Below are 14,539 nucleotides of genomic sequence, written 5' to 3' on the forward strand. Positions count from 1 at the left end.
TACTCACCTCAATTCAAACATTGTTGCTCCGATTCGCACAGACTTGCGCGGAGGCAAAACAACAGGTTCATTAACTCTACTATGACCTATCATAGTTCCGTTAGTACTACCTAAATCTTCAAGAACCCAAGAATTTACAGATTGATTAAAATACACGCGCGCGTGATGAGAAGAAACAAACTCGTCATTTAGAACAACCGTATTGTTTGCAGATCTTCCAAGAGTTACGCCAGAAGGCTCCAACGGGAACGATGAACCAGCTAAAGGACCATCAATAATAACAAGCAAAGTTGGCATTTCAGCTTGATTATTCTTCTCTAAATTAGCAGAAGCAATATTGTTATTTCTTAAAGATTCATCATTAGAAGGATTTGGTCTGCGATGAGACTTATTCTTCCAAGCTTTAGACTTTTTAGGACTAAAAATTTCAATATCTTTTCGTAAAGATCGAACAGCAAACCATACGAATACCCACAAAAGTACTAAAAAACTGTACTTAAGTATAGCAAAAGTCAACTCGGTTAATATCATGCGTGTACTCGTATCTCTTTACGTATTCGTCTACTACTCCTGATCTTGATCCGAAGCCCAATAAAGAATACGGGTGCGCCCAATAGTAATAGTGTTTCCATCTAATAGCGTTGCTGCTGGAGTTTGATGACCTTCAACATAAGTACCATTAGTGGATCCAAGATCCCTAGCAATAACACCATCTGGTGTAACGTCTATTCCAAGATGTCTACGCGAAATTCCAGGATCATCAATAACAATATCGCAACCAGAACCTCTGCCTAATATTGTGCGATCTTTTGTTAACAAATACCTATTTCCATTAATCTCCAGCATTGGATGATTTTCTGACTGCTCTTGAGTTGTTACAGGAACAGCGTTTCCTGGAACAGAATCAGAAGTTAAATTGAAATTACCTTTTGTAAGATCAGTATCTTCTTCAAAAATAACTGCAACTGGGCCAACAAAAGCATAATGCTGACTTTTTGCATATTGTGTAAGATTATCCGCAAGCTCATTTGCTAAAGCTTCACTACCGAGCTGATCAAAGTCTGGAGTACTAAGCTTAAAGTGATACTCATTTGGCGCAACCGTACGATCGCGATCAATTGGCATAGACTGGTTATCAATTTCTCGCTCTAATGCACTAGAAAGATCAACAGGTTGCAAGTCTTTAGACCCGAATTTTGCGAAGACTCCATTCATTGCACCTTCAACGCTCTTCTCAAGTCTGTCAAGCACGCTCATTGTAAACCCTTTCTACCTTTCCTCATACTACTCGTCACCTCGTACGGTGTACAAATCACATCTAAATACCAAACATGCGTTTGCTAAATTTATTTACATACTTGTTTATATACTACATTTTTACAAAATTATGCAAAATAAACAAATAAAACTTATAAACCAATTTAATATTACAAGTTTATTATATATTTCTAAGTGTAATCTTTAATTATGAATCAAAAAAATAAGCTTTACGAATTTTTAGAAAAAATAAAGTTCTATATAACTAATAATAAGAAGTGTTCTACTGTTATACTTCTTGCGATTTTAGTTCCTTTAATTGGAAAACTTTTGCTTGTTAATAGTGCAGAAAGATCTTTTGAAGCAGGAATCGTAGCATTTTTCCACAACTATTCTCCGTCTTTTATAATGGCTCTTTCTAAATTGCTGGCAATAGTTTTTTCTACAAAATCATGTATTGTTATACTTTTTATTTTGTCTGTTGTTTCTTATTTTATAAAACGAGATTGGCGCATAACTCTAATACAGCTTGCGACTTGCCTTTTGCCAATGATTTATATCTTTGCTGTTAAATTCATAGTTCATAGGCCTAGGCCATTTATTGGTGTAAAAATTAAAGTTCCACCAGATCCAAGCTTCCCAAGCGGTCACACTGCAGCAGCAGTAGCTATTTGTTCAATGGCTCTTATGATTATTTATATTGCAAATAAGTCTTTCTTAAGGCTTGGATTAATCGTTAGCATTATTATTGTTGCTGTTGTTGCAATTTCTAGACTTGTTGTTGCAGCACACTTCCCTAGTGATGTTTTAACTTCTGCAATAATGTACCCAATACTTGTTTTGTATATTCTTAATCTATCTAAAAGTAATAGTTTTATTTACAACAAAATATTAAGAAAATTAAAATAATATAGATATCAAATAGACATCAAATATTAAATAGCAGAAGGTATTTTATATGTTTAATGGTTTCAAAAAATTCATTGCACGAGGTAGCGTAATCGACATGGCAGTCGGTGTTGTTATGGGCAGCGCCGTAACTTCCGTTGTTACTTCGATTGTTAAAAACATTATTAATCCACTTATAGCAATAATTTGTGGAAAGCCAGATCTTGATGGTGTTTTAACAATAACAATAAATGGTGCAACAATCTCTTTTGGTGCAGTTATTGGATCAATCTTAAACTTCCTTATTGTTGCTGCAGCTGTTTATTTTTGCATTGTTCTTCCTATTAACAAGTTAAGAGAGATTGGTCTTCCTTTCTTGCAATTTGAAAAAGAAAAGAGTGATGAAGAAAAACGCAAAGATCGCGAAGAAAAAATGATTAAAATTTTGGAAGATATTCGAGATCTATCTTACAAAAAATAGTTTGTTTAATGATTTTTATAAATAATTTTTATAAAAATAATCCCCACTAATCGACTTAAAGTTTAGTGGGGATTAATTTTATGAGATTAAATCATTAATTATACGTGCTTTTTGCTTTAGTCATCACCAAGAGTTAAGTGAATTCCACCAACTAATGATCCAACAACGTTATAAAGCAAAGATCCAATTGCAGATAATAATGTTGCAATAACTATTTCTACAACAGAAAAAATTATTACAGCACTTAAAACAGTTGGCAAAGAAAACACGTCTGCAAGGTTAAAACCGTTGCTATCTAAGCCTGTTGATGAAACAATCTGTGTTACTTGATCAAAAACACCAATCATGTTTAGAAATAGCCAAACTAATCCCGCTGCAATAACTTGTATTATTCCGCCAGCAACACTTAGCAAAAATGTTACTTTTGCAACACTCCAAGCATCTACTCTAACTAGGGAAAGACTCATCCTTCTAGCTCTTGGTTGAGTAGATTTTCTAACGCTATATCCATTAGAAGAAGACGTAGCTGTTGCACCTACTGTTCTTGGAGAACTAGTATTAGATTCTCCACTAACTTTGCTATTGGATACTTCAAAATCTTCACTCATCTAAGTTCCTTCCAATAGTTTTTTCTGATGATTCTTCATTTTGAGTTTCATCATCATCTCTTTCCTCGTTTCGAGCAATCGAGATGATTTCATCACCCTTATCTGGCTTTGCTAAAGTCACACCTTGAGTGGTTCTACCTGTGCGCTTAACTTCGTTAACGTCGGAACGAATCACTTTACCAGACTTCATAATTGCCATTACTTGATCTGTTTCTTCAACAATCAAAGCACCAACCAAAGAACCGCGGCCTTCTGTAAGCTGTACAGCTTTAACACCGTAGCCGTTTCTTCCTTGCAAACGATACTCTTCAATAGCTGTACGCTTAGCAAATCCTTCGTTTGTAACAACAAGAAGATCTTTGCTTGTATCTACCGACACAACATCCATATCCAGCAGTTCGTCGCCTTCTCTAAATCTCATGCCTTGAACGCCTGCAGTTTGACGGCCCATTGGTCGAAGTTGCTCATCATCTGCTCTAAACTTAAGGCTCATACCAAGTTTAGAAACAAGAATAATGTCGTCTTCTGGGTTGCACAAAGCTGCACCAATCAGCTCGTCTGTTGGCTCCCCAGTTTCTTCGTTTGCCATTAGTCGAACAGCAATCAAGCCACCTTGTCGTGGAGAATCATATTCTTGCAAAGCAGTTTTCTTAACTTTTCCAGAACGAGTTGCCAATACCAAATACTTTGCTACATCATAATTTTGAATTGACAATACCGCTTGAATTGTTTCTCCAGGAGTAAATTGAAGAAGATTTGCAACATGCTGACCTTTAGAATCTCTTGATCCTTCTGGAAGCTCATATGCTTTAATGCGGTAAACGCGTCCGCGATTAGTAAAGAACAAAAGCCAATTGTGAGTAGATGTTAAGAAGAAGTGATCTACAACATCATCTTCACGAAGCTTTGCTCCCTTAATACCCTTACCTCCGCGGTGTTGTGCGCGATACTCATCTGCTTTTGTGCGCTTAATATAGCCTGCGCGAGTAACTGTTACAACAACGTTTTCTTCGGCAATAAGATCTTCAACGTTCATTTCTCCCGAGAATGGAAGAATCTTAGTTCTGCGCTCATCTCCATATTTTGCTACGATTTCGTCAAGCTCATCGCCAACAATCTTGCGCTGACGTTCTGGGCTTGCAAGAATATCGTTGTAATCTTCAATCTTGCGCATTAATTCTTCGTGCTCGTCGAGAATCTTTTGACGTTCCAAAGCTGCAAGTCTACGAAGTTGCATTGCAAGAATAGCATCTGCTTGAACTTCATCAACGTCAAGCAAATTCATCAAACCAGTGCGAGCTGTTTCAACATCTTTAGAAGATCTGATTAATGCAACAACTTCGTCAATCATATCCAAAGCTTTTAAGTAGCCTTGCAAAATATGATCTCGCTCTTCTGCCTCGCGCTTTAAGTAGCGTGTACGCCTATCAATAACTTCAAGCTGATGACTTACCCAATGACGAATAAACGCGTCTAAACTCAAAGTGCGAGGAACACCATCAACAAGCGCAAGCATGTTAGCGCCGAAAGTTTGTTGCAATTGCGAATGCTTATACAAGTTGTTCAAAACAACTTTTGGAACAGCATCTCGCTTAAGAACAAGAACCAAACGCTGACCAGTACGGCCAGACGTTTCATCGCGCATATCTGCAATGCCTTGAATCTTTCCATCTCGCACAGCTTCCCTAATAGAGGCAGCTAAACGATCAGGATTAACTTGGTATGGAAGCTCAGTAACAACCAAGCACATACGTCCCTTAATTTCCTCTGTATTAACAACAGCGCGCATTGTAATTAAGCCGCGACCCGTACGGTACGCTTGCTCAATTCCCTTGTGGCCTAAGATTGTTGCTCCAGTAGGAAAATCAGGACCTTTAATTCGCTGAATTAAAGCTTCTAGAAGCTCTGAATTACTGGCATCTGGGTGATCTAAAGCCCAATGTACGCCATCGGCAACCTCGCGCATATTATGAGGTGGAATATTTGTTGCCATACCAACAGCAATACCTGCAGAACCATTAACTAAAAGATTCGGGAAACGAGATGGCAAAACTGTTGGCTCTTGAGTTTTACCATCGTAGTTTGGCAAGAAATCAACAGTATCTTTGTCAATATCTCGAACCATTTCCATAGCAAGAGGCGCCATGCGGCATTCCGTATAACGCATTGCTGCTGCAGGATCGTCACCTGGAGAACCAAAGTTTCCTTGGCCATCAACAAGCATGTATCGCATTGACCAAGATTGAGCCATACGAACCAAAGTGTCGTAAATAGCAGAATCACCATGAGGGTGATACTTACCCATAACATCGCCAACAACGCGAGAGCACTTGTTATAACCGCGATCAGGCCTATAACCGCCATCATACATAGCATAAATAACGCGACGGTGAACAGGCTTTAAGCCATCTCGAACATCTGGTAAAGCGCGCTCAACAATAACAGAAAGCGCATAAGCAAGGTAGGATTCGCGCATTTCTTGTTGCAAATCCATGTGCTTTACGCGAGCACCTTTCATTAAGCCATAATCAGTACTATCTGCTTCTTGTGGGCTTTGTGGTTCCATTGAACCATCAGGCAACTGATCTGGCTCTTCGCTATTATTAGCGGCATTTATTTCGTCTACCACTGTAATTCCTTTTTATTAGCTTTAAGTTTATTTGCTTTAAATGCTTTTACTGACAATTTTTTAACAATTTTTAACAATTTTTTAAGCGTCAATAAATCTTGCATCGTGAGCATTACGTTGAATAAAGAGCCTACGAGGTTCCACTTCGTCTCCCATAAGCATTGAGAACGTTTCATCAGCTCGAGCAGCATCTTCAATATGAATTTGCTTTAAGATTCTGTGCTCAGGATCCATTGTTGTTTCCCACAATTCCTGATAGCTCATCTCACCCAAACCCTTGTATCGCTGAATGCCTTCGCCTTTAGGAAGTTGTCTGCCTGCAGCTTTACCTTCTGCAAGAACTCTGTCTCGCTCAGCATCCGTATAAACAAAGTCATGCGCACCCTTGCTCCACTTCAAGCGATAAAGAGGAGGCATTGCAACGTAAACGTAGCCTGCTGTAATCATTGGTCGCATATAGCGGAAGAACAGTGTTAAATTCAATGTAGCAATATGAGCACCATCAACATCAGCATCAGCCATAATAATGACTTTGTGATATCTAACTTTGCTTAAGTCGAAGTCTTCACCATAACCACCACCAACAGCAGTAATTAATGATTCAATAGTTTCCGACTTCATCATTCTGTCGATTGATGCGCGCTCAGTATTCAAAATCTTACCGCGCAATGGCAAAATTGCTTGAGTAATAGGGTCTCGTCCTTGAATTGCGGAGCCACCTGCGGAATCACCCTCCACTATAAACAGCTCGCATTCTTCTGGATTATTAGACTGGCAATCCTTCAATTTATCTGGCATTCCAGCAGTTTCAAAAATCGACTTTCTACGCGTATTTTCGCGAGCTTTCTTAGCTGCAAGACGCGCACGCGATGCTTCAATTGCTTTTTGAATAATGTTCTTTGCTTCACTTGGATGAGCGTCGAACCAATCTCCAAGCTTTTCGGTCATAACTCGCTGAACAAAAGTCTTAGCTTCGGAATTACCAAGCTTTGTTTTAGTCTGACCTTCAAACTGTGGAGTTGTAAGCTTTACAGAAACAACTGCTGTTAAGCCTTCTCGAACGTCGTCACCAGAAAGATTAGTATCTTTTTCTTTTAATATGTTCTTTTCTCGAGCATAACGATTTACAAGAGATGTAAGAGCAGCACGGAATCCTTCTTCGTGCGTTCCACCTTCTGTAGTAGAAATCGTGTTTGCAAAAGTATGCACCGCTTCCGAATATGCAACAGTCCATTGCATAGCGATTTCTGCAGAAATACCAATCTCAAGATCTTCTGCCTCAAAATCAATAACATCTGGCTCTACAGGAACAGCTTTACGCGATTTAACCAAGTAGTCAACATAATCTTTAATTCCATGATCATACTTGTAGCTAACGCTTTGATGCTTTTCTTCGCTAATTGATTCATTTTCTCCAGTGACTTCGTCCCCTGCTTCATCTGGTTTACGCAAATCAGTTAGAGAAATCTTCAATCCCTTGTTAAGAAAAGCCATTTGCTGGAATCTAGATCGCAAAGTTTCAAAATCGTACGTAGTTGTTTCAAAAATTGCGCCATCTGGCCAGAACGTTACAGAAGTTCCCGTAGATTCACCATCTTCCATTGGCTGACCTTTTTTAAGAGGAGCAGTTGGATGTTGATCTACATACGTTTGAGTCCAATGGAATCCTTGACGACGAACTTCAATTTCTACACGCGTAGAAAGAGCATTAACAACAGATATACCAACGCCGTGCAAGCCGCCAGAAACAGCGTATCCGCCGCCGCCAAACTTTCCGCCAGCGTGAAGCTTAGTCATAACTGTTTCAACACCAGAAACGCCTTCGCCTGGCACTTCGTCAACTGGAATACCACGTCCATCGTCCACAACTTTTATTGCATTGTCTGGCAAAATTGTCACTTCAATGTGAGAAGCATAACCAGCCAAAGCTTCATCAACCGAATTATCTACAATCTCGTATACAAGATGATGTAATCCTCTAGGGCCAGTTGAACCAATATACATACCTGGCCTAATTCGAACTGCTTCCAATCCTTCTAGAACTCGAAGATCACTAGCATCATAATGTTCAGGAGAAAGTGAATCATCTAGCTGAGCATCATCTAGTTTATGTTCTTCAACAGAATTTTCCATTGAATTATCTTCAGTGTTTAACACTTTAGATCCCTTCCCGTATTACCTCATGCCAAGAGGCATTTACGAGGTCGATACACGCTAGAAAGCACAAAAAAGGGTCTTCTAGCGATTTAACTATATTACATAACATTCTACACATGCATAATGACCGCTCTTTATTAAGAGCCATTATTAGTGATTATTAATATTAAACCTACTGTTTATTGATTTTTTGCCTGTTTTTTGCAAAGATGGGCCAACTATTTTGACTTCTTTAATATTAATATTCTTAGAATATTCAAATATTTTTTTCTCAAGCATAGGCTTGCAATAGATAAGTTGCGTATACCAAACATTTGATTTTGTTCTAACAATTAAAACGCCATCTTTTATTTTGTCTATATAACAATTCAATGATGCGCTTTTTCCAACTATTTTCCACCAATCTTCGCGCATTTTTGCTATAGAAAGTTGCTCATTCCAATTGTTTTGATTAGCAAAATTTGCAAGTAAAGAATAAAGATTTTGTGGATCTCTACCAGGTTTTCCAAAACTTTCTAAAGCTTTATAAGCATTCTGTTCATTAACTACCTTTTTTATTGCCTTCTTTTTAATAGGCGTAAAAATTAGTTCTGGAAGCTTTCTTGTATCTAATTTTAGTATTTTATTTACGGGAATTTTCATCTAATATCCCCTAAGTCAGTAGATTTATTTTGATTATTTTCAATATAATCAACACTATTTTTACGACTATTAACAATATTTTCCAATAAAATTTTATGACTAATATCAATATTGTTTTCTAAAGATTTAGAATCATCTTCATTTTGTTTTTTTGCTATTTTAGACACATCAATAATTGAGTTTTCCAACAAACTTTTATCTTTTGGTATATCACTTAAAGACGCAACAGTAATAAAAACTTGATCTTGATTTTTTGCAAATTCTAAAATTTGTTTTCTTCTAGACTCGTCTAGTTGTGCAAAAACATCATCTAAAATAACAATAGGTTTTTTTCCATTCTTTTTTTCTAATGACTTAAATAAAGCCATTTTTAATGCTAATGCAAGAGTCCAGGATTCACCGTTTGAAGCAAATTCTTTTGCATTATAATTATTAAGCAATATAGTAAAATCGTCTCGATGAGGCCCTATTAGATTGTATCCTCTAGCAACTTCTCCATTATAAATTCTTTGAAAATGCTCACTAATCGCAAGTCTAATAGAATTATCATTGTTTTCTTCAAAATTATTTTCAAAATTATTTTCAAAATTATTTTCAAAATTATTTTCAAAATTATTTTCAAAATTATTTTCAAAATTATTTTCAAAATTATTTTCGCTAAAATTAATCTCACTAAAAGAAGGATTATATTCGATTGAAGCAAAATTAGATGAGTTAGAAAGATGTTTAACAATATTTGAAAAAACATTATTAAGTAACTCTATTATTTGTTTGCGTAATTTTGTAAGAATTATTCCAGTTTTAATAAACTTAGCAGTCCATACTTCTAAATCAGAAACCGTATTGTAATTATTCATTGAATTTGGTGAATAATTATTAGATAAACTTTTTAATAGTGCAGAACGCTGCTTTGCAATATGATTATATTCTTGCAAAATAGGCAAATAGTTTGGTATTAATAATGCTCCAGCTTGATCAATGAATGTTCTTCTAACAGTAGGATCTGAAACAATCAAATTCTGGTCTCTTGGAGTAAAAGAAACACAAGGAACTAAGCCAACTATATCTTTCATATATAGAGATTTTTTACCATTAATCCTTGCTCTATTAGCACCCTTTAGATTAATGCTTAGCTCAAATGTTGTTTCGTTTAAATCATTTGAACTATCTAAAGTATTGCTATTGAAAGTATTGTTAAAATCCTTAACATTTGCACGTATTGTAGCGCAATTATGATTTATCTCTATTAATGGCATTAAAGAAGATACTCTATGACTTGTTCCCGTTGAAATAACTTCTAACGATTCAACAATATTAGTTTTACCTAAACCGTTTGAACCTAATAGAATATTAATTTTTGGGGAAAAGTCGAGTACACAATTGCTCCACGAACGAAAATGATCTAATGCAAGCTTTGAAACATACATTTATTTAGCTACAGTTATTCGTTATAAGTATTCGTTTTAAGGATGCATTGGAACAACAAGATATCTGTAATTCATTGATTCATCGCCATCTGCTTCTTGTTGACCATTAAATTCAACAGCCTTAATAGTAGATGTGATTTTTACGTGAACAAATGGCTCACTAATAACGCTTAATCCTTCAATCAAATAATTAGGATTAAAAGCAACAATAATATCTTGACCATCCATATCTATGTCAATAGTTTCTTTTGCTTTAGATTCACTTTCATTTCCAGCACTTAAAGTAAGTTCATTTTCCGCAAAAGACATATAGATTGGAGCATATTTTTCTGCAACAATAGCAACGCGCTTAATTGCGTTAATAAGCATTTGTCGATTAATAATTGCGTGAATAGGATACTCATCAACAAAAAGACTATCTACAGAAGGAAATTCTCCATCAATAAGTTGAGAAGTACTAATTCTTCCAGAATTTTCAAATCCAAGAACAGAAGGTTCTTGCTCATCTAAGCTAATAACAACATTTTGATGCTCGTCAACAGAGCGTGAAATATCTTTAAGAATACTTCCCTTAATAAGAGTTGAAGTGTTTATATCGTTATGCTCTGGAGTCCATCTAAAGGTGGAACGAGCAAGACGATATCTGTCTGTAGCTGTAAAAGTAACAGTATCATCTTCAAAACGAGCATGAATTCCTGTTAAAACTGGCCTATCTTCTTCTCTAGAAACTGCTACAGAAGCTTGATTTACAGCTTGAACAAAAGTAGGAGCATCTACTTGACCAAGTTTTGAAGGAACTTCTGGTAAATCTGGATATTCTCCTTCTGGCATAAGTTGCAAAGTAAATGTTGACTTACCAGAAGTAATCGTAAGAGTTGTTTCAGTAGAAGATAAATACGTTTTTTCTGCTGGCAAAGATTTTGTTATATCTGCAAGTAGTCTGCCTAAAACGAGCACACTCCCTGCTTCGTCTACACCTGCTTCAATGTGATGACGGCTAGAAAGTTGATAATTAAATGCGCAAAGTTGCAAAGTTCCGTCTTTTGCTTCTAACTTTAAGCCTGCAAGAATAGGATTTGCTGGACGATTATCTATAACGCGAGTAGTCCAAGATAGTGCGTCTGCAAAAGAAGCGGAATTAACTTCAACTTTCATATTTCCTCATTTCATTAAAACTGTGTTTATTCTATCTCATTGGCTAATGAAAATCTAATTTAGAAATAAATGCTAAGTGTTAATAAAAAATATTATTATTATTCAAAAATAAAGTAATAGTAGTAATAAGCAATGTGGAAATGTTGACATGTGTCTAGAAAGGCTTTGTTAAAGCCGTTATGCACATAAGAAAAATGTGGATAACCTATGAGTAATTATGTGCAGAAAGAGCCAAGTTATCCACAATTAAAGCTATTTTTTCAGTAATCCACATTTTGAACTGCTTTATAAACAGTTTATTCACTTTTTTAACGGCGTTTTCCACCGCTTATCCGCAGGGTTTAACCACATTTGTGACTAACTATGTGGATAACTTTTTTTATTTTAATTCACAGAGTTGCACAGATTTGTGTAAAACTACTTTTTGTTTGCAGGATTTTGTTTTAATCTAACAGTTAATTCCATAACATAGTTATAGATTTCCTGCTTTTCTTGCATCTCTCCACTAATTCGAGTATATGCATGCATAACAGTCGTGTGATCGCGCCCGCCAAAGACTTCGCCAATATCAACAAGACTCATGCTTGTCATTTCTCTAGCTAAATACATTGCAATTTGACGCGCCAAAGCAACATTCTTAGTTCTAGATCTGCCAACAATCTCGTCAAAAGTCATGTGGAAGTACTTAGCGACTTGACCAATAATATCTGTTGGGCGAATTTCAATATCGGAAGCAAAGAAGTCTTGTAAAGCTTGTTCTGCCAAGGCTTTGCTTACGGGTTGATTACTTAATGATGCAACGGCTGTAACTCTAGTTAAAGCACCTTCAAGCTCACGAATATTCTCTGTAAAACGTTCCGCAATAAGATCTAGAACATCGCTAGGAACGTTAGAATTATTCATTAATGCCATCATTCTTAGAATGGCTATTCGAGTTTCTAAATCAGGCGGCTTAATATCAACAGTTAATCCAGATTCAAATCTAGAAATAAGTCTTGATTCAAATCCTCTAAGATTTTTAGGAGCAACATCGGAAGCAATAACAATTCTTTTACTTGCTTGATAAAGAGCATTAAAAGTATGGAAGAATTGTTCCAGAGTTGCTTCTTTTCCTCCCAAAAACTGAATGTCGTCGATTAAAAGAACATCAACCTCGCGGAATCGCCTATTAAAATTAGCGATTTGACCCTGGTTTTGACTTGTATTTTGCAAAGCCTCAATAAATTCGTTAGTAAATTCCTCACTTGTAATATAACGAACCTTAAGTGAAGAATCCTTAACAAGAGCATAATTGCCAATAGCATTAAGCAAATGTGTTTTACCTAAGCCAGATCCGCCGTAAATACATAAAGGATTAAAGTCTTTTCCAGAACCTTCTGCAACAGCTAAAGCAACCGTGCGCGCAAAACGATTAGAATCTCCAGGAACAAAAGTGTCAAAAGTTGCGCAAGTATTTAAGTGAGTAACAGGATCCCTTTTTATTGAAGAAGGAATTTTTGCTTGTGAACTATTAATACCAGAATTAATACCAGAATTAACTAAACCAGTGTTTTGCATGGTATTTAAGCCAGTTGCGTAGTCAAAATCTTTTTGAACAGGAGTGTTGCTAGCTGAATCAACATTTTCAACACTATTAGTGTTTACAGGAATGCTAGTGTTTTCAACAGTTTGTGCACCAAAATCTGATTTTATATTTTCTAAATAGTTGCTTTTAGAAGAAGATAAGTCTGAATTAACGTTTGTATTTTCTTCTAAAGATGTTGAAAATACTCGGGAATTATCGTTTACATTCTGATTAAGATTGCTTAAATCGGAAGAGCTATTAGCGGCATTGATGTTAGTGTCTGCGCTATTAGTGGCAGTATTGTTGTTTTCTAATTGAGGAACAATCTTAAAAGCTGGAAACATATCTTTTCCAGTACAAATTTTTAATGACGTAAGCAGCGCTGAGCTAAGCTCATTTTGCAAAGCTTGCTGTGTTTCTATATTGGAGACACAAAGAACAATGGTAGTTCCAAAAATAGATTCAGGTTTTACACTTTCAAACCAGCTTTTATCACGATTACTTAAAAGAGCATTATGACGCAACACTGCAAGGGTATTTGACCACACAATAGTGGCTTGCGCATTTGGATCGCTAAAAGAATCCGTCATGCTACACCCCCTAAAACTGGCAGAAACATTTTATTGATTCTTTACGCTTAACCAACAGAAATGCACAACAGAATGCATATCTATTCGCGCGCGTAAAGAGTGCTAGTAGAATATGTTTACTCCAACCCTAAGAAGTTATCCACAGCCTCGCGTGTTGAAAATGCTTAATTGTGAATAACATGTGTGTAATTTGTGGATAAAATAAAAGCTGCTAATCCACATTTTTCAAGGCTTTTATAAGTAGTTTGATTTGGTAAAAATGGTACAGAAAATTTTACGGTATTAAAAAATTTGACTTACTCAAGCGCAATTGTAAACACGTTTATAAAAAGATTTTTTGACTCTTGGTGAGGGGTAATAGTAATTTAGTATAGCTTGACTCATACGGAGCCGTGCTTTTGCATGGCTAAATACAGGAGCGTTAGTTATGAAGAGGACATTCCAGCCTAACAACCGTCGTCGTCACATGAAGCACGGCTTCCGCGTTCGCATGCGTACTCGTGCTGGCCGCGCAGTGATTAATCGTCGTCGCGCTAAGGGCCGTAAGACACTATCTGCCTGAGATGGAGCGCGTCGTAAAGCATGGATAGGCTGAAAAGCCATCGCGATTTTGTTGCGGTGCTCAAAAAACGACGCAAGGTGTGTTCACGGGATATCGTCGCGCATTACAGCATGCGTGGCGATATAGCCGTGTTAAACGCGCTTAACGAAGGCGAAAAAACAAGTCTGAATCAGATTGCCACGGGTTGTGATGGTAATACACCCGCGGCATTTTGTGATACCTTAAATCAGACTCAACAAAATGAAGCTGACTTAAGGCTAGGACTTGCTGTATCTAAAAGCGTAGGAAAAGCTGTTGTTAGAAATAAAGTAAAAAGACGCTTTAGAGTAATAGCAAAACAGCATCAATCGTTACTTCCAAATGGTTGTGACGTGGTTCTAAGAGCTAAATCTACTGCTGCTAGTGCATCGTTTGAATCATTAAATGAGCAGATTAAAAAGATTTTTGGAAAAATAGCCAGAAATCAAGATAACAATCAGGAATCCGCAGAAGTAGATCACAAATTAAATCAAGCAGCATAACCGCTATTAATCAGCAAAACAACAATAAGTTGATTTAATAAGTTGGTTTAAGGAATAG

Annotated in this window: 13 protein-coding genes; 4 read left to right on the forward strand and 9 right to left on the reverse strand. The window is 36.5% G+C overall.

Going from position 1 to position 14,539, the window contains the following annotated elements; genetic code table 11:
• Positions 1 to 3: 3 nt before the first annotated feature.
• Together HXT30_RS05470 and HXT30_RS05475 are read right to left on the reverse strand one after the other, a co-directional pair.
• On the reverse strand, positions 4 to 531 hold the full coding sequence (locus tag HXT30_RS05470) for an FHA domain-containing protein FhaB/FipA (RefSeq protein WP_004131195.1): 528 nt from the start codon (positions 529 to 531) through the stop codon (positions 4 to 6).
• A 33-nt stretch (positions 532 to 564) separates the two neighbouring features.
• Positions 565 to 1,257: an FhaA domain-containing protein gene (locus HXT30_RS05475; protein ID WP_004131193.1), complete on the reverse strand. Its 693-nt coding sequence runs from the start codon at positions 1,255 to 1,257 to the stop codon at positions 565 to 567.
• A gap of 210 nt (positions 1,258 to 1,467) precedes the next feature.
• Here HXT30_RS05475 and HXT30_RS05480 point away from each other — a divergent pair, with 210 nt between their 5' ends.
• Entirely contained in the window at positions 1,468 to 2,166 is a 699-nt protein-coding gene (locus tag HXT30_RS05480) for a phosphatase PAP2 family protein (RefSeq protein ID WP_422111495.1), read from the forward strand.
• Between the two features lie 49 nt (positions 2,167 to 2,215).
• Entirely contained in the window at positions 2,216 to 2,626 is a 411-nt protein-coding gene (gene mscL, locus HXT30_RS05485; protein ID WP_116438085.1) for a large conductance mechanosensitive channel protein MscL, read from the forward strand.
• Positions 2,627 to 2,742: 116 nt separating this feature from the next.
• On the opposite strand, the gene HXT30_RS05490 is transcribed toward mscL, so the two are convergent.
• From HXT30_RS05490 to dnaA, 7 genes are all read right to left on the reverse strand, one after another.
• Positions 2,743 to 3,234, reverse strand: a complete 492-nt coding sequence (locus tag HXT30_RS05490) for a DUF3566 domain-containing protein (protein ID WP_422111496.1) — start codon at positions 3,232 to 3,234, stop codon at positions 2,743 to 2,745.
• Positions 3,227 to 5,863, reverse strand: a complete 2,637-nt coding sequence (gene gyrA, locus HXT30_RS05495) for a DNA gyrase subunit A (protein WP_116438086.1) — start codon at positions 5,861 to 5,863, stop codon at positions 3,227 to 3,229. Before gyrA ends, HXT30_RS05490 begins: the two co-directional genes overlap by 8 nt.
• 81 nt (positions 5,864 to 5,944) lie before the next feature.
• On the reverse strand, positions 5,945 to 8,020 hold the full coding sequence (gyrB, locus tag HXT30_RS05500) for a DNA topoisomerase (ATP-hydrolyzing) subunit B (RefSeq protein WP_004131183.1): 2,076 nt from the start codon (positions 8,018 to 8,020) through the stop codon (positions 5,945 to 5,947).
• Between the two features lie 150 nt (positions 8,021 to 8,170).
• Positions 8,171 to 8,662, reverse strand: a complete 492-nt coding sequence (locus HXT30_RS05505) for a DciA family protein (RefSeq protein ID WP_016829493.1) — start codon at positions 8,660 to 8,662, stop codon at positions 8,171 to 8,173.
• Complete coding sequence (locus tag HXT30_RS05510; protein ID WP_422111497.1) at positions 8,659 to 10,089, reverse strand: DNA replication/repair protein RecF; 1,431 nt, start codon at positions 10,087 to 10,089, stop codon at positions 8,659 to 8,661. Before HXT30_RS05510 ends, HXT30_RS05505 begins: the two co-directional genes overlap by 4 nt.
• Before the next feature lie 36 nt (positions 10,090 to 10,125).
• The gene (gene dnaN, locus HXT30_RS05515) at positions 10,126 to 11,244 is read right to left on the reverse strand and encodes a DNA polymerase III subunit beta (RefSeq protein WP_116285336.1); all 1,119 of its coding nucleotides are present in this window, start codon (positions 11,242 to 11,244) and stop codon (positions 10,126 to 10,128) included.
• 417 nt (positions 11,245 to 11,661) lie between these two features.
• The gene (gene dnaA, locus HXT30_RS05520; protein ID WP_020757072.1) at positions 11,662 to 13,398 is read right to left on the reverse strand and encodes a chromosomal replication initiator protein DnaA; all 1,737 of its coding nucleotides are present in this window, start codon (positions 13,396 to 13,398) and stop codon (positions 11,662 to 11,664) included.
• 427 nt (positions 13,399 to 13,825) lie between these two features.
• On the opposite strand from dnaA, the gene rpmH reads away from it, so the two are divergent.
• Positions 13,826 to 13,960: a 50S ribosomal protein L34 gene (gene rpmH, locus HXT30_RS05525; RefSeq protein WP_004114029.1), complete on the forward strand. Its 135-nt coding sequence runs from the start codon at positions 13,826 to 13,828 to the stop codon at positions 13,958 to 13,960.
• Between the two features lie 20 nt (positions 13,961 to 13,980).
• Positions 13,981 to 14,481 carry a ribonuclease P protein component gene (rnpA, locus tag HXT30_RS05530; RefSeq protein ID WP_422111498.1) on the forward strand — a complete coding sequence of 167 codons (501 nt, stop codon included), beginning with the start codon at positions 13,981 to 13,983 and terminating at the stop codon, positions 14,479 to 14,481.
• The last annotated feature ends 58 nt before the right edge of the window (positions 14,482 to 14,539 follow it).

It is taken from the genome of Gardnerella sp. DNF00571G (assembly GCF_049262695.1).
Lineage (GTDB): Bacteria > Actinomycetota > Actinomycetes > Actinomycetales > Bifidobacteriaceae > Bifidobacterium > Bifidobacterium piotii.

Bases quoted from the DNA above. Each gene is read 5' to 3' on its own strand.
- rnpA (WP_422111498.1), top strand. From the start codon at position 13,981: ATGGATAGGCTGAAAAGCCATCGCGATTTTGTTGCGGTGCTCAAAAAA.
- dnaN (WP_116285336.1), bottom strand. From the start codon at position 11,244: ATGAAAGTTGAAGTTAATTCCGCTTCTTTTGCAGACGCACTATCTTGG.
- HXT30_RS05475 (WP_004131193.1), bottom strand. From the start codon at position 1,257: ATGAGCGTGCTTGACAGACTTGAGAAGAGCGTTGAAGGTGCAATGAAT.
- HXT30_RS05470 (WP_004131195.1), bottom strand. From the start codon at position 531: ATGATATTAACCGAGTTGACTTTTGCTATACTTAAGTACAGTTTTTTA.
- dnaA (WP_020757072.1), bottom strand. From the start codon at position 13,398: ATGACGGATTCTTTTAGCGATCCAAATGCGCAAGCCACTATTGTGTGG.
- HXT30_RS05490 (WP_422111496.1), bottom strand. From the start codon at position 3,234: ATGAGTGAAGATTTTGAAGTATCCAATAGCAAAGTTAGTGGAGAATCT.
- HXT30_RS05505 (WP_016829493.1), bottom strand. From the start codon at position 8,662: ATGAAAATTCCCGTAAATAAAATACTAAAATTAGATACAAGAAAGCTT.
- HXT30_RS05510 (WP_422111497.1), bottom strand. From the start codon at position 10,089: ATGTATGTTTCAAAGCTTGCATTAGATCATTTTCGTTCGTGGAGCAAT.
- rpmH (WP_004114029.1), top strand. From the start codon at position 13,826: ATGAAGAGGACATTCCAGCCTAACAACCGTCGTCGTCACATGAAGCAC.
- mscL (WP_116438085.1), top strand. From the start codon at position 2,216: ATGTTTAATGGTTTCAAAAAATTCATTGCACGAGGTAGCGTAATCGAC.
- HXT30_RS05480 (WP_422111495.1), top strand. From the start codon at position 1,468: ATGAATCAAAAAAATAAGCTTTACGAATTTTTAGAAAAAATAAAGTTC.